Source organism: Pseudomonas sp. H3_E04 (genome assembly GCF_054668915.1).
On record NZ_CP162797.1, the window covers coordinates 2,755,479 to 2,774,427 of the forward strand.

The window sequence follows — 18,949 nt, forward strand, 5'->3', positions numbered from 1 at the left end:
GTTTTATCCATACAGACGTTGAACCGGTCGTCGCAATCTACGCTCACCTGTAATTTCTGACAGTTGACCGCTGGCCGCTCCTGTCCGATAAACGAATCAGGTTCAGCACTCGGGATGCGTCATGCACACTCATACGCCGACACTCGCCGTGATGGATTCACGAGGACTGAACGTTGCCACGGTGTCCTATTGTCGTGAAGCGCCCGGTGGGCCGATCGACCCCCGTATCTATCGCCAACGTTACAACGCTTCAGGTCAATTGACTGAAGCCTGCGATCCACGCCTGGGTGCGCTGCATCAGCGCGAACCCGACGCCCGCCCCAACCTGACCGTGATTTCCAGCCTCACAGGCGTATCGCTTTCCAGCGACAGCGTCGATGGCGCGCTTCGCCTGACATTGCCGGGCGCAGCAGGACAACGCCTCATCGCCTGGGACGGGCTGATGACGCAGACGTTGACCGCCTACGATTTGCTGCTGCGCCCGGTCAGTATCGTCGAACACGTACAGGGCATGAGCGCCAGAAACAGTGGCTTTTTCAGTTACGGCGACAGCTCGCCGTCGTGCGCAGCGCGCAACCAGTGCGGCCGGATTGTTCGCCATGACGATAATGCTGGCAGCGAATTTTTTCCTGAATATTCCCTCAAGGGTGAACAGCTCAGGGGGGTGCGGCATTTTCTCAGCGAACTCGACGAGCCAGACTGGCCGCAAGCCTTGGCAGACAGAGACCTGCTGCACGAACACGGGAGCGGAGCAGCAACCCATATCGGCTATAACGCGCTGAATGAAACCATCAGCCAGCAAGATGCCACGGGCAATCAGAAGCAGCTCCATTTTGACGTAGGCGGGCAACTCAAGCAGATCAGTCTCAAAGCTGCCCAGGATTCGCAGCCCAGACTGTTACTGCACGACATCCAGTACAGCGCGGGGGATCAGGTTTTGCGTCAGGCAGCCGCCAACGGCGTGATCAGCCAGAATATCTACGATCCACAGAGCGGCCGGCTCCTGCAGATCATTGCCGGAAAAGACGGGCGCCCTGCCCTGCAACACCTGGTCTATTGCTACGATCCGGTCGGCAACATTCTCAGTGTCGAGGACATGGCGCAGCCCCCGCGCTTTTTTCGCAACCAGACCATCAATCCTGTCTCCTCGTTTATCTACGACAGCCTCTACCAATTGATCTGTGCCACGGGCTGGCAACGCAGCTGCACGGTCAATGGTCCTCAGGAGCCGGTCTTCAGCTCTCCACCAGATTCGGCGCAGCTCGAAAACTACCGCCAGACCTACACGTATGATGCAGCCGGCAACCTCATCGCCCTGGTCCACAGTGCCGCAAGCAAGAGCTGGACGCAGCGCACGGCGATTTCCAGATACAGCAATCGCGGTCTGGAACAAACTGTCAGCGGCACGCTGCCCGATGAGCTGGAGATTGCCGCCGGGTTCGATCTCAACGGCAACCGGAAAATGCTCCAGCCCGGGCAGCCTTTGCTGTGGAGTGCTGGCGGACGATTGCGCCAGGTCGATCAGGTCATGCGCAAGGATGCTACGAACGACTGCGAACGCTATGTGTACGACGGCGCGGGTCAGCGCAAGCGCAAAATCCGCCTCATACAATCGCCAGCACGCGCGCATTTGCATGAAACACGCTATCTGCCATCGCTGGAAATACGCCATCGGCCCGATGAAACCGTGCACGTCATTTCCGTGCAGGCAGGACGCTGTGCTGTGGAAATCCTGCACTGGACCACAAAGGATAGCGTCGCCGATCAATATCGCTATCAGTTCAGCAACCAGCTTGGCTCGAACATGCTGGTCCTCGACGATCAGGGCAATACTATTTGCGAGGAGAACTATTTTCCCTACGGCGGTACCTCATGGTGGGCAGGCCCGGATCAGCTCCAGGCCCGCTACAAGACCCGCCGCTACGCAGGCCAGGAGCTTGATGCCACCGGCCTTTATTATTATGGCCAACGCTTCTATGCGCCTTGGTTGATGCGTTGGATAAGCCCGGATCCGGTGGGTATCACCGATGGTATGAATCAGTATTTGATGGTGCGCGGCAATCCCGTCAGGTTTGTCGACCGCCAGGGGCTGACAGGATGGGATACCGCCAGGGCAGCGGGCGCGACGGCCACGCGAGAGTTCGTTAGCGCAGCCTTCGCCACTGCCGCACAAGCGGCTTTCGTCGGTTTCCTGCCGCCGGCCAAAGTTGCGGTAAGCATCGGAGGTGCGTTGGCGGGCGCCGTAACAGGTGGCATAAGCGGCTATGCCGGTGCCAACTGGGCGCAAAGCTCTATGCAGATCAGTTCCCCGGCCGATTGGGGGCCCTTGGCTGCGAAAATCGGCGGTGCCGTAATAGGTGCGGCCTTGGGCGCCGCGCCTTCGCTGCTTGGCATGCTCGATCCACGCGGCAATCCGGCAGCGGCGGGCCAGATCGGCAGCGCCTTCGGTACGCTGTTTCGTGAGATATCGGCGCAGTATCTCGCCAATGCCGGTCCGAGCAACCCGGCTGTGGGCCGTGTCGATCCGCTCACGGGAGCGGCCAGCGCGGTTGGGGCAGGATTGGCGGCGGGCGCCTCCGGACTCGGTGGCTCAATGCTGTTCGGCAGCGACGTAACCGGTAATGTGTTGCAGTCGGTTCTTGCCGTCTCGGCAGTCACGGCTGCCAGTGCTGCCGGTGCCTCGGCCGCAAGGGGATTGCGCGGAACGCCGACCCTACCGTCGAACAATCGCGAACCGAGCTTCAACCAGGAGAACGCGGTGGTCGGCTACAGCAGCCGTCATTTCTTCTTGTCTCTGGGGCAAATCGCCAATCTGGCCGTGTCACAGATCCCTGGCTACGACGCGCTGGACGTACATACCCGAACGGCGATCAGCCGTGCAGTCGTGAGCGCAGTCGCCGACATACGCTCGACGTTTGTCACGATCGCCAAGCCGGGCCTGAGCGCTGAGCTGGGCACAACTTCCTGGGACCTTGAAAAAAACCAGATCGGCGCCGGCATCAGTCGTGAAAGCCCGCCGATTTCAAGCAATACAGCCTTTGATCCGGCTGCCACCGAATTATTGACTTTCGTCAGCGAGACGGCCCCCGGCCAAAGGAAATACTCCCGCTCGGAATTGAATTTCTGAGCGGGCTTGCGTGCCCAAGAGCTGCCGTCATCATCCGCGCAGCGGCGGCTGTTCTCCCAGCGGCACCACCGCCATGGTCAGGCGCGACACGCAACTGGCCTTGCCTTCGTCGCTGGTCAGGCGGATGTCCCATACGTGCGTGGTGCGGCCGATATGAATCGGCGTGGCCACCGCCGTCACCCGCCCGCTACGCAAGCCGCGCAAATGGTTGGCGTTGATTTCCAGGCCGACGCAATAGAACTTGCTGGCATCGATGCACAGGTAACTGGCCATCGAGCCGACGGTCTCCGCCAGCACTACCGATGCGCCGCCATGCAGCAAACCGTAGGGCTGGTGAGTGCGATGGTCGATGACCATGCTCGCGGTCAGCGATTGTTCATCGAAGGCTTCGAAGCGAATGTCCAGCACTTCGCCGATGGTGTTTTTCTGTATCGCATTCAGCTTCTCGATGTCGGGAGTAGTACGCCACAAGCTCATCGCAGACTTCCTTTGTTGTTTTGATCGACGCTCAATCCTGCCACAGCACCGCCTCGCTGCGCGCGCTCCATTCTTCGAAGCGCGGCCCGTAGCGATCCTCGATAACGTTGCGTTTGATCTTCAGGGTTGGCGTGAGGAAGCCGTTATCGACCGCCCAGTTGTCCTTGACCACCACCAGCCGGCGCAGGCGCTCGTGTTTGTCGAGAGCGGCGTTAACCTCTTCGAGGAGTTTTTCCAGGCTCGCGTGCAGGCTGGCACGAGGCTCTTGCTGATTGACCGTCGACAGCACGCACAACCCCAGCGGCGCACTCAGGCCATCGCCGACCACGCACACTTGCTCGATGCGCGAATGCACGGCCAGGCGGTTTTCGATCGGCGCCGGCGCGACATATTTGCCTTTACTGGTCTTGAAGATTTCCTTCAGTCGCCCGGTCAGGCGCAGGCGCCCTTCGCTGTCCTGCTCACCCTTGTCGCCCGTGCGCAGAAAGCCGTCTGCGGTGAGCGTCTCCGCAGTCTTCTGCGGCTCCTTGAAATAGCCAAGCATGTTGGCCTGGCTGCGCACCTGCACTTCGCCGGACTCATCGATGCGCACTTCCACTTCCGGGCACGGCTGACCAATCCAACCCTGCTTGTACTGCCCCGGCAGGCAGATATGCGAGTAACCGCAGCCCTCGGTCATGCCGTAGACCTCCAGCACATCGAGGCCGAGTTTCTGATACCAGGCGAGCAAGGTCTGCGGCACTGGCGCGGCGCCGGACAACGCTACGCGCAAGGCATCCAGGCCGAGCCCGGCCAGCACTTTGCGCCCGACCCGCTTGCCGATGAAGGGCAGCCCGAGGAGAAAGTCCAGACGCTGCGCCGGGATCTTGCCGTACACGCCCATCTGGAACTTGGTCCAGATACGCGGCACACCGAACATGGCGGTCGGCCGCGCGCGCTGCAGATCGGTGATGAAGGTGTCGAGGCTCTCGGCGAAAAACACGGTCTGGCCGGTATAGATCGAGGCCAATTCGACAAACATGCGCTCGGCAACGTGGCACAACGGCAGATACGACAACAGCCGATCGTTCTCGTTAAGCCCGAACAGCTGCGTGCCACGACTGGTGGCGAAACCAAGATTGGCGAAACTGTGCATCACGCCTTTGGGCAGGCCGGTGGTGCCGGAGGTATAGATGATCGTCGCCAATTGTTCGGCGGCGGGACGTGGGTCGTCCTGGATTGGCGAACAGCTCTGCAGGTCCGCCCAGCTGTAATCGAACTCGCCAGGCGGATGCAGTGGCAGGCTGATGGTCGGCAGGCCCGCCGGCACGCCTTGTGACATGCCTGCCCAGTCATCGAGCTTGCCAATGAACGCCAGCGCACTTTCCGAGTGAGTCAGCACCTGCGCCACGGACTCGGCGGTGAGATTGGGGTACAGCGGCACGGACACATGGCCGGCCATCCAGATCGCCAGGTCGGCGATGATCCAGTGCGCGCAGTTTTTCGAGACCAGCGCTATGTGGCTGCCGGGTGGCAGCTCCCGCGCCCGCAGCCAGTGCGCGGCGCAGCGGGCCTGATGGCCGACATCGGCCCAAGTCAGCGTCTCGACCTGGCCGCCGCCGATCGGCTGCACCAGAAAGCGCTGGCGCGGATGCCGGGCTTCCCGTTCGTAGAACACGTCCAGCGGCAAACGGAAGGCGGCAGACATGCGACTCGCTCCTGTTTTTTTGGTCTGGAGCAAGCGTAGTCAACCAAGCAAGTGCTTGGTTGAAATTTTCAAACAAATAATTTCCTAAGAATTGCGCCGCTCAAATGTGGGAGCGGGCTTGCTCGCGAATGCGGTGTATCAGACACATCAACCGTGAATGACACACCGCATTCGCGAGCAAGCCCGCTCCCACAAGGTACCGGCGTTAAGGGTGTTTGAGGCTATTGAGCTTCATCGAGCCAATCAGCAGTTCGCTGTGCTCAAGCTCGGCCAGCCCCGCTGTACTCACCCGCTCCGGCGGATGCCCGGCGCCATGCTGCAGATAGCTGAGCAGATTGCCCACCAACGGGTTATGGCTGACCAGCAGAACATTACTGACCGACACCAATTGCTCGGCGACCTTGTCCGGATCACTCTCCGGCGTCAGCCAGTCGACCGTACGGATCTCCGGCTCGAACCCCAGCGCCTCGCGGACAATCTGCGCGGTCTGCTGCGCGCGCAGATAAGGGCTGGCGTAGATCGCCGTCAGCGGCTGGCCCATCAGATGCGCCGCGCTGCGCAGGACTTCGTTACGACCATGCTCGGTCAACTCGCGCTCGGAATCGATTTTCGAGCCGTGAGGCACCGCCTCACCATGACGCAATATCCACAGTTTCATAGCTTGGGCTCCTCATCGCGCACCGGATGCGCGGCTGGGGCGACGGTGTGTGGCGCTTCCCCTTCCGGGGTGCGCGGCGCCGGCCAGTCGGCGAACGGCCAGGGCTTCTGGTCACTGTGGAATGTGCCGAAGCGGCCGATCTGCGCGAGAAACTGGCTGAGGCTGTCGCCAAAATCCATCAGGCTGGCGCTCGGTGCGCCGTAGATCAGGCGGTAGATCAGTTGCACCAAGACCACCGCGCCGAGGATGAACTGCGCGACTTGCCAGACCAGCAGATAAACGATCATCCACAACACCCGCAGGAGGATGGATTCGTACTGGGTTTCGCTTTTCGGATCGTTCATGGCTTGCTTCCTGTCCGTGTAACAGCTGAATCAGTTGAAACCGCTGGTGGAAATAAAGTCGACGTCGGTTTTCGGCTCGGCACGCATCAGTAGACCGATCACCTGCTCCAGCGTGCGTCCTTCGAACAGGATCGCGTGCAGCCCGGCGACCAGCGGCATGTACACACCGACTTCCTGGGACTTGGCCTTGAGCACCTTGAGGGTGTTGACCCCTTCGGCGACCTCGCCAAGTCGCGACACCGCTTCGTCGAGGCTCAAGCCCTGGCCGAGAGCGAAGCCGACCTGGTAGTTGCGGCTCTTGGGCGATGAACAGGTGACGATCAGATCACCGACCCCGGCCAGGCCGAGGAAGGTCATCGGGTTGGCGCCCTGATTCACCGCAAAGCGGGTCATCTCGGCCAAGGCGCGAGTGATCAGCATGCTCTTGGTGTTCTCGCCCATCTCCAGCGCCACCGCCATGCCGGCGATGATCGCGTAAACGTTTTTCAACGCCCCGCCCAGCTCGACACCGAAACGGTCGGCGCTGGCGTAAACGCGGAAGGTACGACCGTGCAGGGCGGCTTGCACCGCTTTGCACAGTTCTTCGTCTTCACTGGCGACCACAGTGGCGGTCAGCGCGTGCTCGGCGATTTCCCGCGCCAGGTTCGGCCCGGACAACACGCCGATGCGCGCCTGCGGGGCGATCTCTTCGAGAATCTGGCTCATCAGCTTGAAGGTCTGCGCTTCGATGCCTTTGGTCAGGCTGACCAGCATCTTGCCGCTCAAGCGCTCGGCGTGGGCGGCGAGTACCGTGCGCAAGGCGCTGGATGGCAGCGCGACGAAGCACAGATCGCAGGCGTCGAGGGTGGCTTGCAGGTCGGTGACGGCGGTCACGCCCGGCAGAATCTTGATGCCTTTGAGGTAACGCGGGTTTTCGCGATTGACCCGGATGGCCTCGGCCTGCTCTGGGTCCCGCATCCACTGAAGGACTTGATGGCCGTTCTCGGCCAGCAGATTGGCCACGGCGGTACCAAAACTTCCGCCTCCCAGGACCGCAATCGGGCGCTGTTCAGTCATATGCAATCCGTTATTCCATACCAGTGGCGATGCCGGGCATTATACGGGGCGCCCCGGTGGCGGCCAGCCCCAGCAACAATTACCGACATTTGTAGGAAGAAGACCAATAAAACCTAGGAAAATGCCTGTAACGTCACTGGAAAAGTCGCTGCCCTCGGTTAACATGCGCGCCAATTCTTTTCTCTGCAGGCTGTGTCGTGTTTTCTGGCCCTCCTACCCCGCGCTCGCCCGTGCTACTGGCGCTGCTGTTCAGCCCGCTGGTGCTGGCGGACGACCTGTTCGTCGACAGCCAGACGCTGCCGCCGGTGCTCACGGCCACGCGCCTGAAGCAGACGCCGGCGGAAGTGCCGGGAAGCATGACCGTTCTCGACAGCGAATTGATCAGCGCCAGCGGTGCCCGGGACATCAGCGAATTGCTGCGACTGGTACCCGGGATGATGGTCGGCAGCATCAACGGCAATCAACCGGCGGTGAATTACCACGGTACCAACGCCAGCGAAGCACGGCGCATGCAGGTGTTGATCGATGGCCGCTCGGTGTATCGCGCCGGCCTGGCGACGGTGGACTGGAGCGATATTCCGGTAGCGATGGAAGACATCGACCGGATCGAGGTGTTTCGCGGCCCGAACACAGTCAGCTACGGCGCCAACGCGCTGATGGCGGTGATCAACATCATCACCCGCCACCCGGCCGACAGCCACGGCACGCGCCTGAAAATCACCCGTGGTCAGCGTGGCATCAACGACTTTTATGCCAGTCAAGGCACCGGTTGGGATGGCGGTGATCTGCGCCTGTCGCTATCCGGCCAGGAAGACGACGGTTTCGACAGCGACCGCAACGGCGCCGATTATCGCGACAGTCGACGCTTGAATCGTCTGAGCCTGGCGGTCAGCCACGACCTCAATGAAGGGCAAAGCCTCGACTGGCAGCTCAACGCCAAGGACGGCAGCAATCAGCGGCCTTATACCTACCGCCCGGTGTTCTCGGGGATTACCGACGCCGGGAACAATTCCGACGTAGTGGCCAAGGATTACGCCGGCTCGGTGCGCTGGAACCTCGATATCAACCCCGAACACAGCCTTTATGTGCAAGGTTCGGCGCAGCACTGGGATCGCCAGCAGGTCTGGCGCGCCTGCGATGCCGAGGTGTCGTTCAGCCCCGAGCTGGCGCAGCTGTGGCAGCTCAACCCGAATTACACCGAACGGCTGGCGCGCAACATCACCCAGTTCACCGGCCCCGGCGCGGCGCCCGGCACGCCGCAGGAAATGGCGCTGGCCAATCAAGTGCTCGAACAGTGGCGCAACGGCGCCAGCCAGACCCTGTGCGGCGACATCGACCAGAGCGCCCGCGAATCGCGCTACGACCTCGAACTGCAGGACACCCTCAGTCTGTCCGACAGCCTGCGTCTGGTCAGCGGCCTCAACTACCGCTACGACCGCGCCGATTCCGAGACCTATTTCAACGGCACCCTCGACGACACCACCTGGCGCGCCTTCGGCCAACTGGAATGGCGCGCTACCGAGCACTGGCTGGTGCAGGGCGGTGCGATGTTCGAAGACACGCAACTGATCGGCAGTTCGCTGACCCCGCGCTTCGCGGTCAACTACCTGATCAACCCGCGTCATGGCCTGCGCGCGGTGTACTCGGAGGCGATCCGCTCGCCGGACATGTTCGAGAACAACGTCAACTGGAGCTATCAGGTCAACAACCTGCGGCCCTCGGCCTACGGCCAGTCGTCGGCGCGTTATTTCGTCAAGACCCGTGGCCCCGGCGATCTCGATCAGGAGCACATGCGCTCGCGGGAATTGGGGTACAACGGTTATTTCGCCGAACTCGGTCTGGCGGTGGACGTGAAGCTGTTCTACGACGAAATCACCGGCATGATCAGCGAGCCGCTGCGCAATAACCAGTACATCGCCAGCAACGCCAACAGCTCGCACTTTCGCGGCAGCGAAACGCAACTCGACTGGCGCGTGAGCAGCGCTGACCGCTTGCGCTTCACTTATGCCTTCGTCGATGCCGAGGCGAGCAATCCGCTGGACCAGCAGTTCACTTCGCGCCACAGCGGTTCCGCCGGTTGGCTGCGCAACTGGGGGCATGGCTGGAACAGCGCCCTCTTTTATTACGGTGACAACGCGCTCAACGGCTATCGCTTCGAACGCGTTGACACGCGCATCGCCAAACGCATCGCCATTGGCAAAGCTCAGCTGCAATTGGCCGGCGTGCTGCAACAGCGCCTCGACCATCAGCCGAACACCTTCGTCGACAATAATTACGATGAACGCCGGGTGATGTATTTCAGTGCCGAGCTGGAGTTCTAGGATGCGCAACGGCCCGTCACGGAAGACGCCCACCCTGGGCCACTGGCTGGCCGGGCTCTGCCTGTTCATGACCGCGTGGCTGCACGGGGTCGCGGTGCAGGCGGCGGATATTCTGTTGACCGGCGCCGAGGAAAGCCCCGGCGTGCAGGCCTTCGTCCAGGCGCTGAGTGAACTGCGCCCGACCGACAATGTGCGGTTCCAGCCGCTGGCCAGTTTGCCGGCTCCGGGCAAACTGCCGGCCAGTCTGCGCTTGATCCTGCTCGATCTGCCCAGCCTCGACTGGCGTCTGCAAGACTCACAAGGCCCGTCGACGCTGGTGTTGCGCATCAGCCGCTTGCAGGCGCGCCAGCGTTTCGCCGATGCCCAACCGGCGCGCCTGAGTCTGCTCTGGAGCGACCCACCGCTGAGCCGGCAATTGCAACTGATCCGGCGGATCTTGCCGCAGGCGCGGCGGGTCGGCGTGCTGTTCGATGAGCACGGCGAATTCCTGCTCGACGAATTGCGCGTGGCTGCGCGGCCATTGAACCTGGAGATTGTCAGCCAGCGCTGGGACAACATTCACGACAGCCGTCCGCTGCAAGCGGTGCTGAAAAGCAGCGACGTCTTGCTCGGCCTGGATGACCCCGATCTGTACAACTCGCAAACGGCGAAAAACCTCCTGCTCAGCAGCTACTCGCGTCAGGTTGCGCTGATCGGCCCCAACATTGCATTCGTTCGCGCTGGCAGCCTCGCCAGTACCTATAGCGACCAGAGCGACTGGCTGGCGATTCTCGACCATCTGCTTGATCAGCCGACCAGCGCATGGCCGCGAACGCTTTACCCCGCTCGTTTCAAAGTCTCAAGTAATGCGCAGGTGGCTCGTTCCTTAGGCATCGAACCGCTGAATGAAGCATCTGTCGCCAATGCCTTGGCCGAAGGAGAGCGCCGCCCATGAGTTTTCGTCGCCGTTGGGACATCAACACCCGCACGCAGCTGATCAGCCTCGGGCCGGCGCTGTTGCTGACATTGCTGTTGATCAGCTTCTTTACCTTCGTGCGTATCCAGGATTTGCGTCAGGAGCTGAACCACACCGGCCAGTTGATCGCCAACCAGCTGGCCCCGGCCACGGAATACGGGGTGATCTCCGGCAACAACGAAGTGCTGGAAAGCCTGCTCAAGGCGACACTGGCCACGCCCAATGTGCGTTTCCTCGAAGTGCAGGACAGCGCCAACCGGATTCTGGTGTACGTCGAACAACCGGCCGATAGCCACAGCCGCCCGCATCAGGTCGAAGTCTTTCAGGCACCGGTGCGTTTGCAGCGGATCGCCTTGCACAATGATTTTTTCCAGGACGGCAAGGTCAGCAACAGCGCCACCGGCGAGGATTATCTGGGGCGAGTGATCGTCGGACTGTCCAATGACGCTTTCAGTCAGCGCCAGCAGGAGATCCTGTTCAAGGCCGGGATTCTCGCGCTGTTCGCCCTGCTCTTCACCTTTGTCGTGGCGCGGCGCCTGGCCGGCAGTCTGTCGCAGCCGATCCGTGACATTGGCGATGCGGTCAAGGCGATTCAGGAAGGCGATTACAAAACCCCGCTGCCGATTGTCGATGACACTGAACTGGGTGCGCTGTCGCAACACATCAATAACCTAGCCCAGGCGCTGGAACAGGCCAGCCGCGAGCAGCAGCAAGCGATGGCGCAACTGATCCAGACCCGCGAAGAGGCGGAAAAGGCCAACAACGCCAAATCGGATTTTCTGGCGATGATGAGCCATGAATTGCGCACGCCCATGAACGGCGTGCTGGGCATGTTGCAGTTGCTCGAAACCACCGAGATGACCGACGAGCAGACCGAATATTCCGCTCTTGCTTCGGAGTCGACCGAGCATTTGCTCAAGGTCATCGACGACATTCTCGACTTCTCGCGAATCGAGCGTTCGGAGCTGGAGCTTGAGCACATCCCGTTCAACCTCGCCGAGTTGATCGGCGCCTGCGCGCAGTCGTTCCAGCACAGCGCGGTGCAGCGCGGCCTGGCACTTAATCTGCGCATTCCCGATGACATGCGTGGTTTGCAGGTTCAGGGCGATCCGACGCGGATCCGGCAGATTCTGGTCAATCTGGTCGGCAATGCCTTGAAATTCACTGAGCAGGGCCGGGTCAGCATCGAGGCGCAATGGCAATCGCTGGATCATGAACTGCTGTGGTTCACCTGTTCGGTACGCGACAGTGGCATCGGCATCTCCTCGGAGAGTCTGGAGCTGATGTTCAACGCTTTTCAGCAAGCTGACAGCTCGATCTCTCGCCGTTACGGTGGTACCGGTCTTGGTCTGCCGATCGCGCGGACCCTGGCCGAACGCATGGGCGGCACCTTGCGCGCGCAGAGCGAAGAAGGTCGTGGCTCGGTATTCACCCTGGAAATCCCGCTGGCACTGTATAAACAAGCGCTGCCAACGCTGGCCGCGCCGCGCGCCCCGAACGGCAGTGGTCAGGGCGAAGGACGCCATGTGTTGCTGGTCGAAGACAACCCGGTCAACCAGACCGTGATCGAAGCGATGCTGCGCAGCCTCGGGTTTGCCGTCAGCGTGGCGACCGATGGCGCGCAAGCGGTGCGCAGCGCCGAGGGCGGCGAGTTCGAAGTGATTCTGATGGACTGCCGGCTGCCGATCATCGACGGCTACGAGGCCACGCGGCAGATCCGCGACCTGCCCGGCCGCCGCGATGTGCCGATCATCGCGCTGACCGCCAACGCCTTGCAGGGCGACCGCGAAACCTGTCTGGCGGCGGGTATGAACGATTACCTGGCCAAGCCGTTCAAACGCAATGACCTGCAGCAGATTTTGCAGCGCTGGGTGTCGTAGTGTGGGCCTTTCGACCATCTGCGACTGGCGTGAAAAGCGAAAGTGCGGCAGTCTTAGGCACCCGAACGAGCCCCAAAAGGGGCTTGATTAAAAATTTCAGTGCACAAGTGTACATTCATGTCCTTGGTGCTGTGACTTTCACCACAACGCAATAGTCTATGAGTAGGCTGCCGGTTCGAGGCATGAACGCCTTGAACGGTCGGGAAGATCTGCCCCACCTGCCGCATGGGATTATTGAGGAGCTCGCATGACCAAACAAAACGCCTTTACTCGGGAAGACCTGCTGCGCTGCAGTCGCGGTGAGCTGTTCGGCCCAGGTAACGCGCAACTGCCCGCCCCGAACATGCTGATGGTGGATCGCATCACCCATATCAGCGAAGAAGGCGGCAAGTACGGCAAAGGTGAATTGGTCGCCGAGCTGGATATCAACCCTGACCTGTGGTTCTTCGCCTGCCATTTCGAAGGCGATCCGGTGATGCCGGGCTGCCTGGGTCTGGATGCCATGTGGCAACTGGTCGGTTTCTTCCTGGGCTGGCAAGGCCTGCCGGGCCGCGGCCGTGCGCTGGGTTCGGGCGAAGTGAAATTCTTCGGTCAGGTGCTGCCGACCGCCAAGAAAGTCACTTACAACATTCATATCAAACGCGTCCTCAAGGGCAAGCTGAACATGGCCATCGCCGATGGTTCGGTCAGTGTCGACGGACGCGAAATCTACACCGCCGAAGGCCTGCGCGTCGGCGTGTTCACCTCCACTGACAACTTCTAAGGGTTATTCGCATGCGCCGCGTCGTTATCACTGGTCTGGGCATCGTTTCGTGCCTGGGCAATGACAAAGAGACCGTCTCCGCTAACCTGCGTGCAAGCCGCCCTGGCATCCGGTTCAACCCGGAATATGCTGAAATGGGTCTGCGTAGCCAGGTTTCCGGCTCCATCGACCTCAACCTTGAAGAGCTGATCGATCGCAAGATCTATCGCTTCGTCGGTCATGCAGCGGCTTACGCCTACCTGGCCATGAAAGACGCCATCACTGACTCCGGCCTGACCGAAGAGCAGGTGTCCAACCCGCGCACCGGTCTGATCGCCGGCTCAGGCGGTGCTTCCACGCTGAACCAGATGGAAGCGCTGGACATCCTCCGTGAGAAAGGCGTGAAGCGCGTCGGCCCATACCGCGTCACGCGGACCATGAGCAGCACCGTTTCCGCTTGCCTGGCCACACCGTTCAAGATCAAGGGCCTGAACTACTCCATCGCTTCTGCCTGCGCCACCAGTGCTCACTGCATCGGTACCGCCATGGAACAGATCCAGATGGGCAAGCAGGACATCGTCTTCGCCGGTGGCGGTGAAGAAGAGCACTGGAGCCAGTCGTTCCTGTTCGACGCGATGGGTGCTCTGTCCAGCAAGCGCAACGATACCCCGGAACAAGCTTCCCGCGCGTACGACAAGGACCGTGACGGTTTCGTCATCGCTGGCGGCGGCGGCATGGTTGTCGTCGAAGAGCTGGAACACGCTCTGGCCCGTGGCGCGAAGATCTACGCCGAGATCGTTGGCTACGGCGCGACCTCCGACGGCTACGACATGGTTGCCCCGAGCGGCGAAGGCGCGATCCGCTGCATGCAGCAGGCGCTGTCCACTGTCGACACCCCGATCGACTACCTGAACACCCACGGCACTTCGACTCCGGTCGGCGACGTCGCGGAAATGAAAGGTGTGCGTGAAGTGTTCGGCGACAAGGCTCCAGCGATCAGCTCGACCAAGAGCCTGTCCGGTCACTCCCTGGGCGCCGCCGGCGTGCACGAAGCGATCTACTGCATGCTGATGATGGAAGGCAACTTCATTGCCGGCTCTGCCAACATCGACGAGCTCGACCCGGAAGTGGCCGATCTGCCGGTGCTGACCAAGACCCGCGAGAACGCCACCATCAATACCGTGATGAGCAACAGCTTCGGCTTCGGCGGCACCAACGCCACGCTGGTACTGAAGCGCTGGGAAGGCAAGTAATTCCCCGCTGCTGAGCCACACATGAAAACGCCCCGACTGGTTCGGGGCGTTTTTTTTCGTCTGCAGAAAATAGCAGGTTCACCGCAAAACTCTGTGGGAGCGAGCCTGCTCGCGAAGGCGATATTCCAGTCACCCTATCGTCGTCTGACCCACCGAATTCGCGAGCAGGCTCGCTCCCACAGTGGGTTTGAGGGGTGTCAGGAGATGAAACTTATGTCATGAAACTTACGGCCCTGCGACCGAATGTCGCGGTTTACGCGGCCTGCAGCTTTGTTGCGAAATTCGCAACAACACCTTGCGCCAATCGACGGTTTACTTAGCTGCCTAACAAAATCTATAACAGAGTCCTGCACACGCCTTGGTGCAGTAACTTGAGATCTGGAGCTAGCAGATGACTGTAAAAGTAACTGAACGCGACGATTCACACATGTCCCACGAAGGCCTGGCCGCCGGCATCCGTATCTGGGATGTGCATCAACAGGATTTGCTGGTCGGCATGTTCCACAACGAAATAGATGCCCATAATTACAAGGCCGAACTGGAAGTGCAGGAACAGCAACGAGAACTGAAGTCCGCCTGAGGCAACCACAGCATTGAAAACGACAAACCCCGCCATGAGCGGGGTTCGTCGTTGTTACAGCCGTGGTTTTACCACATCAGATCGTCAGGGATCTGATAGGCCGCGTACGGATCGTCCTCGGCGTTGACCTCTTCGGTCTGCACGTTGAGCTGGACGATGCGCTGCGGATCGCGCTCCTGGATCTTCAGTGCCGCTTCACGGGGGATCACTTCATAGCCGCCGTTGTGGTGCACGATCGCCAGCGAACCGCTGCTGAGCTTGTTGCGCATCAGCGTGTTGACCGAGATGCGCTTGACCTTCTTGTCGTCGACGAAGTTGTAGTAGTCCTCGGTGGTCAGCTTGGGCAGACGCGAGACTTCGATCAACTGCTTGACCTGTGCAGCACGGGCCTTGGCCTCGGCCTTCTCCTGCTGCTGACGGTTCAGCTCCTGGTCGCGCTTGACCTTCTCGGCCATGGCTTCCTGGGCGGCGCGCTGCTGCGAATCGTCCAGCTCGGCCTGGCCTTTGTGGGCCAGACGCTGTTGCTTCTGCTTGTCTTTGCTGACCTGCTTGGCCTGCTTTTGGTTGACCAGGCCTGCTTTGAGCAACTGGTCGCGAAGGGAAAGGCTCATCAATGCTTACTCACTTGGGCAACGGCTCAGCCGCAGCTGGGCTCATTCTTTTCCTGGCGTTTGGCTTCGCCCCACAGGGCGTCCAACTCTTCGAGGGTGCAATCTTCCATGGGACGGTGGGTGTCGCGCAATGCCTGTTCGATAAAACGGAAACGTCTTTCAAACTTGCCGTTGGCGCCGCGCAAGGCGGTTTCCGGATCGACCTTCAGATGCCGGGCCAGATTGACTACGGAAAACAGCAAGTCGCCGATCTCATCGGCCACCGCCACAGGATCATTTTCCGACATGGCTTCGAGCACTTCATCAAGCTCTTCGCGCACCTTGTCGAGCACCGGCAAAGCATCCGGCCAGTCGAAACCGACCTGCCCGGCGCGCTTCTGCAACTTGGCTGAGCGCGACAGTGCCGGCAACGTGGCCGGCACGTCGTCGAGCAAGGACAGCTGCTCGGGTGCCGACGCTTTCTCGGCGCGCTCTTCGGCCTTGATCTCTTCCCAGCGCTGCTTGACCTGCTCTTCGCTCAAGCGCGGTACGTCGAGCGGCGCGTACAGATCGCCCGTCGGGAACACATGGGGATGACGACGGATCAGTTTGCGCGTGATGCTGTCGATCACCCCGGCGAATTCGAATCGCCCTTCTTCCTTGGCCAACTGGCTGTAATACACCACCTGAAACAACAGATCGCCCAACTCGCCCTGCAAATGGTCAAGATCGCCGCGCTCGATGGCATCGGCCACTTCGTAGGCTTCTTCGAGCGTGTGCGGGACGATGGTCGCGTAGGTCTGCTTGATGTCCCACGGACAGCCGAACTGCGGATCACGCAGGCGGGACATCAGGTGGAGCAGGTCTTCGAGGCTGTAGATCATTTTTCTGTCTCACCACAAAACCATTGTGGGAGCGAGCCTGCTCGCGAAAGCGCTGTGTCTGCAACAAAGATGTCGACTGACACGCCCTCTTCGCGAGCAGGCTCGCTCCCACAGGGAACAATCAATGGCATCACGGGGTACGGTTACGCCGCGTTTCGATGATGTTCGGCAATTGCGAAATCCGCCCCAACAGCCGCCCGAGCGCATCCAGACCGGGGATCTCGATGGTCAGCGACATCAGCGCAGTGTTGTCTTCCTTGTTCGAGCGGGTGTTGACCGCCAGCACGTTGATGCGCTCGTTGAGCAGCACCTGCGAGACGTCACGCAGCAGCCCGGAACGGTCGTAGGCGCGGATGATGATGTCCACCGGATAGGTGAGCACCGGCACCGGGCCCCAGCTAACCTGAATGATCCGCTCCGGCTCGCGCCCGCCCAGTTGCAGCACCGAGGCGCAGTCCTGGCGGTGAATGCTCACACCACGGCCCTGTGTGATGTAACCGACAATCGCATCGCCCGGCAGTGGCTGGCAGCAGCCAGCCATTTGCGTCATCAGGTTGCCGACGCCCTGGATCTGGATATCGCCGCGCTTGCCTGGTTTGTAACCGGTGGCCTTGCGCGGGATCAGTTCCAGCTGCTCGTTGCCGCGCTCCGGTTCGACCAGTTGCTGCGCTAGGTTGACCAGATGCGCCTGACGCAGGTCACCGGCACCGAGGGCGGCGAACATGTCTTCGGCGGTTTTCATGTTGGCCTTTTCGGCCAGCTTGTCGAAATCCACCGCCGGCAGGCCGAGGCGATTGAGTTCGCGCTCGATCAGGGTTTTACCAGCCGCAACGTTCTGATCGCGAGCCTGCAACTTGAACCAGTGGACGATCTTCGCCCGCGCCCGCGAGGTGGTGACGTAACCGAGGTTCGGGTTCAGCCAGTCGCGGCTCGGCGTGCCGTGCTTGCTGGTGATGATCTCGACCTGCTCGCCGGTTTGCAGGCTGTAGTTCAGCGGCACGATACGCCCGTTGATCTTCGCGCCCCGGCAGTTGTGGCCGATTTCGGTGTGCACGCGATAGGCGAAATCCAGCGGCGTCGCGCCTTTTGGCAAGTCGATGGCGTGACCGTCGGGAGTGAAGATGTAAACCCGATCGGGCTCGATGTCGACGCGCAGTTGCTCGGCCAGACCGCCGATATCACCGAGCTCTTCGTGCCATTCGAGGACCTGACGCAGCCAGGAGATTTTCTCTTCGTAATGGTTCGAGCCGGATTTGACGTCGGTGCCCTTGTAGCGCCAGTGCGCGCAAACGCCGAGTTCGGCCTCTTCGTGCATCGAATGGGTGCGGATCTGCACCTCGAGGACCTTGCCCTCCGGGCCGATCACCGCCGTGTGCAGCGAGCGGTAGCCGTTCTCTTTCGGGTTGGCGATGTAGTCGTCGAATTCTTTCGGGATGTGCCGCCACAGGGTGTGGACGATACCCAGCGCGGTGTAGCAGTCGCGCATTTCCGGCACCAGCACGCGCACCGCGCGAACGTCGTAGATCTGGCTGAATTCCAGACCCTTGCGCTGCATTTTGCGCCAGATCGAGTAGATGTGTTTCGCCCGGCCGCTGATGTCGGCATCGACACCAGTGGCCTGCAGTTCGTCCTTGAGCTGGGTCATCACGTCGCTGATGAAGCGCTCGCGGTCCAGCCGCCGCTCGTGGAGCAACTTGGCAATCTGCTTGTATTGATCGGGTTCCAGATAACGGAAGGACAAGTCCTCCAGTTCCCATTTGATGTGACCGATGCCGAGGCGATGGGCCAGCGGCGCATAGATGTCGAAGACTTCGCGAGCGACGCGGTTGCGCTTTTCATCGTCGGCGGTTTTCACCGCACGAATGGCGCAGGTGCGTTCGGCCAGTTTGATCAGTGCAACGCGTACATCATCGACCATGGCCACGAGCATCTTGCGCAGGTTCTCGACCTGCCCTTGCGTGCCCATGACCATCGACTGCCGTGGGCTGAGGCTGGCGCTGATGGCCGCCATGCGCTGCACGCCATCGATCAGCTTGGCCACTACCGGACCGAAGCGCTGGCCGACTGCGGCCAGCTCGATCTGGCCTTCGCGCACGCCGCGATACAACACGGCGGCGACCAGCGAGTCCTGGTCGAGCTTGAGGTCGGCGAGAATCTCGGCGATCTCAAGGCCAGTACTGAAACTGCCGGAGCCTTCGGCCCACAGGTTCTTCTTCGCATTGGACTGCTGTTCGGCCTCGCGAGCGAACTCGCAGGCTTCTTTCAAGGCCTCGCGATCCAGTGCCAGATCGACACTGACCGCGTGATCGAGCCAGGCCTCGAGATTGATACTGCCGTCGGTGTTGATCGGCTGGTGTGCTCTCACCTGTACCATGCTGCTTTACCTTCCCTACGA

At 61.0% G+C, this 18,949-nt stretch carries 15 protein-coding genes; 7 read left to right on the top strand and 8 right to left on the bottom strand.

Annotated elements, in window-relative coordinates; genetic code table 11:
• Window positions 1-121 precede the first annotated feature (121 nt).
• Window positions 122-3,127: an RHS repeat domain-containing protein gene (locus AB4N53_RS12360; RefSeq protein WP_460120789.1), complete on the top strand. Its 3,006-nt coding sequence runs from the start codon at window positions 122-124 to the stop codon at window positions 3,125-3,127.
• 30 nt (window positions 3,128-3,157) lie between these two features.
• On the opposite strand, the gene AB4N53_RS12365 is transcribed toward AB4N53_RS12360, so the two are convergent.
• The 5 genes from AB4N53_RS12365 to AB4N53_RS12385 form a co-directional block, all read right to left on the bottom strand.
• On the bottom strand, window positions 3,158-3,604 hold the full coding sequence (locus AB4N53_RS12365; RefSeq protein WP_460120791.1) for a hotdog fold thioesterase: 447 nt from the start codon (window positions 3,602-3,604) through the stop codon (window positions 3,158-3,160).
• A gap of 31 nt (window positions 3,605-3,635) precedes the next feature.
• Window positions 3,636-5,291 (bottom strand): AMP-binding protein, encoded by a 1,656-nt coding sequence (locus AB4N53_RS12370; RefSeq protein WP_460120793.1) that lies wholly within the window; start codon window positions 5,289-5,291, stop codon window positions 3,636-3,638.
• A gap of 205 nt (window positions 5,292-5,496) precedes the next feature.
• Entirely contained in the window at window positions 5,497-5,949 is a 453-nt protein-coding gene (gene sixA, locus AB4N53_RS12375; protein ID WP_460120795.1) for a phosphohistidine phosphatase SixA, read from the bottom strand.
• Window positions 5,946-6,293: a DUF4389 domain-containing protein gene (locus AB4N53_RS12380; protein ID WP_460120797.1), complete on the bottom strand. Its 348-nt coding sequence runs from the start codon at window positions 6,291-6,293 to the stop codon at window positions 5,946-5,948. The genes sixA and AB4N53_RS12380 overlap by 4 nt, the downstream gene beginning before the upstream one ends.
• Before the next feature lie 30 nt (window positions 6,294-6,323).
• Window positions 6,324-7,349, bottom strand: a complete 1,026-nt coding sequence (locus tag AB4N53_RS12385; protein WP_024013958.1) for an NAD(P)H-dependent glycerol-3-phosphate dehydrogenase — start codon at window positions 7,347-7,349, stop codon at window positions 6,324-6,326.
• A 197-nt stretch (window positions 7,350-7,546) separates the two neighbouring features.
• Between AB4N53_RS12385 and AB4N53_RS12390 the strand changes: the two genes are divergently transcribed.
• The 6 genes from AB4N53_RS12390 to AB4N53_RS12415 all read left to right on the top strand — a co-directional run bounded on the left by AB4N53_RS12390 (window position 7,547) and on the right by AB4N53_RS12415 (window position 15,080).
• Window positions 7,547-9,670, top strand: coding sequence for a TonB-dependent receptor plug domain-containing protein (locus tag AB4N53_RS12390; protein WP_460120799.1), 2,124 nt, complete (start codon window positions 7,547-7,549; stop codon window positions 9,668-9,670).
• Between the two features lies 1 nt (window position 9,671).
• Window positions 9,672-10,604, top strand: a complete 933-nt coding sequence (locus AB4N53_RS12395; protein ID WP_460120801.1) for an ABC transporter substrate-binding protein — start codon at window positions 9,672-9,674, stop codon at window positions 10,602-10,604.
• A complete protein-coding gene (locus AB4N53_RS12400) occupies window positions 10,601-12,505 on the top strand; it encodes an ATP-binding protein (RefSeq protein WP_460120803.1) in 1,905 nt (634 codons plus the stop codon). The genes AB4N53_RS12395 and AB4N53_RS12400 overlap by 4 nt, the downstream gene beginning before the upstream one ends.
• Window positions 12,506-12,752: 247 nt before the next feature.
• Window positions 12,753-13,268, top strand: a complete 516-nt coding sequence (gene fabA / locus AB4N53_RS12405) for a 3-hydroxyacyl-[acyl-carrier-protein] dehydratase FabA (protein ID WP_024013962.1) — start codon at window positions 12,753-12,755, stop codon at window positions 13,266-13,268.
• An 11-nt stretch (window positions 13,269-13,279) separates the two neighbouring features.
• The gene (gene fabB, locus AB4N53_RS12410) at window positions 13,280-14,500 is read left to right on the top strand and encodes a beta-ketoacyl-ACP synthase I (RefSeq protein ID WP_016773647.1); all 1,221 of its coding nucleotides are present in this window, start codon (window positions 13,280-13,282) and stop codon (window positions 14,498-14,500) included.
• A 391-nt stretch (window positions 14,501-14,891) separates the two neighbouring features.
• On the top strand, window positions 14,892-15,080 hold the full coding sequence (locus tag AB4N53_RS12415; RefSeq protein ID WP_016773646.1) for a hypothetical protein: 189 nt from the start codon (window positions 14,892-14,894) through the stop codon (window positions 15,078-15,080).
• A 68-nt stretch (window positions 15,081-15,148) separates the two neighbouring features.
• On the opposite strand, the gene AB4N53_RS12420 is transcribed toward AB4N53_RS12415, so the two are convergent.
• The 3 genes from AB4N53_RS12420 to relA form a co-directional block, all read right to left on the bottom strand.
• The gene (locus AB4N53_RS12420) at window positions 15,149-15,691 is read right to left on the bottom strand and encodes a DUF2058 domain-containing protein (RefSeq protein WP_016773645.1); all 543 of its coding nucleotides are present in this window, start codon (window positions 15,689-15,691) and stop codon (window positions 15,149-15,151) included.
• A 26-nt stretch (window positions 15,692-15,717) separates the two neighbouring features.
• Complete coding sequence (gene mazG, locus AB4N53_RS12425) at window positions 15,718-16,551, bottom strand: nucleoside triphosphate pyrophosphohydrolase (RefSeq protein WP_024013963.1); 834 nt, start codon at window positions 16,549-16,551, stop codon at window positions 15,718-15,720.
• A 133-nt stretch (window positions 16,552-16,684) separates the two neighbouring features.
• Window positions 16,685-18,928, bottom strand: coding sequence for a GTP diphosphokinase (gene relA, locus AB4N53_RS12430; protein ID WP_039757831.1), 2,244 nt, complete (start codon window positions 18,926-18,928; stop codon window positions 16,685-16,687).
• Window positions 18,929-18,949 lie beyond the last annotated feature (21 nt).

Coding starts and splice junctions, on each gene's coding strand:
- fabB (WP_016773647.1), top strand. CDS start 13,280: ATGCGCCGCGTCGTTATCACTGGTCTGGGCATCGTTTCGTGCCTGGGC.
- AB4N53_RS12420 (WP_016773645.1), bottom strand. CDS start 15,691: ATGAGCCTTTCCCTTCGCGACCAGTTGCTCAAAGCAGGCCTGGTCAAC.
- relA (WP_039757831.1), bottom strand. CDS start 18,928: ATGGTACAGGTGAGAGCACACCAGCCGATCAACACCGACGGCAGTATC.
- AB4N53_RS12380 (WP_460120797.1), bottom strand. CDS start 6,293: ATGAACGATCCGAAAAGCGAAACCCAGTACGAATCCATCCTCCTGCGG.
- AB4N53_RS12385 (WP_024013958.1), bottom strand. CDS start 7,349: ATGACTGAACAGCGCCCGATTGCGGTCCTGGGAGGCGGAAGTTTTGGT.
- AB4N53_RS12360 (WP_460120789.1), top strand. CDS start 122: ATGCACACTCATACGCCGACACTCGCCGTGATGGATTCACGAGGACTG.
- fabA (WP_024013962.1), top strand. CDS start 12,753: ATGACCAAACAAAACGCCTTTACTCGGGAAGACCTGCTGCGCTGCAGT.
- AB4N53_RS12415 (WP_016773646.1), top strand. CDS start 14,892: ATGACTGTAAAAGTAACTGAACGCGACGATTCACACATGTCCCACGAA.
- AB4N53_RS12395 (WP_460120801.1), top strand. CDS start 9,672: ATGCGCAACGGCCCGTCACGGAAGACGCCCACCCTGGGCCACTGGCTG.
- AB4N53_RS12400 (WP_460120803.1), top strand. CDS start 10,601: ATGAGTTTTCGTCGCCGTTGGGACATCAACACCCGCACGCAGCTGATC.
- sixA (WP_460120795.1), bottom strand. CDS start 5,949: ATGAAACTGTGGATATTGCGTCATGGTGAGGCGGTGCCTCACGGCTCG.
- AB4N53_RS12370 (WP_460120793.1), bottom strand. CDS start 5,291: ATGTCTGCCGCCTTCCGTTTGCCGCTGGACGTGTTCTACGAACGGGAA.
- AB4N53_RS12365 (WP_460120791.1), bottom strand. CDS start 3,604: ATGAGCTTGTGGCGTACTACTCCCGACATCGAGAAGCTGAATGCGATA.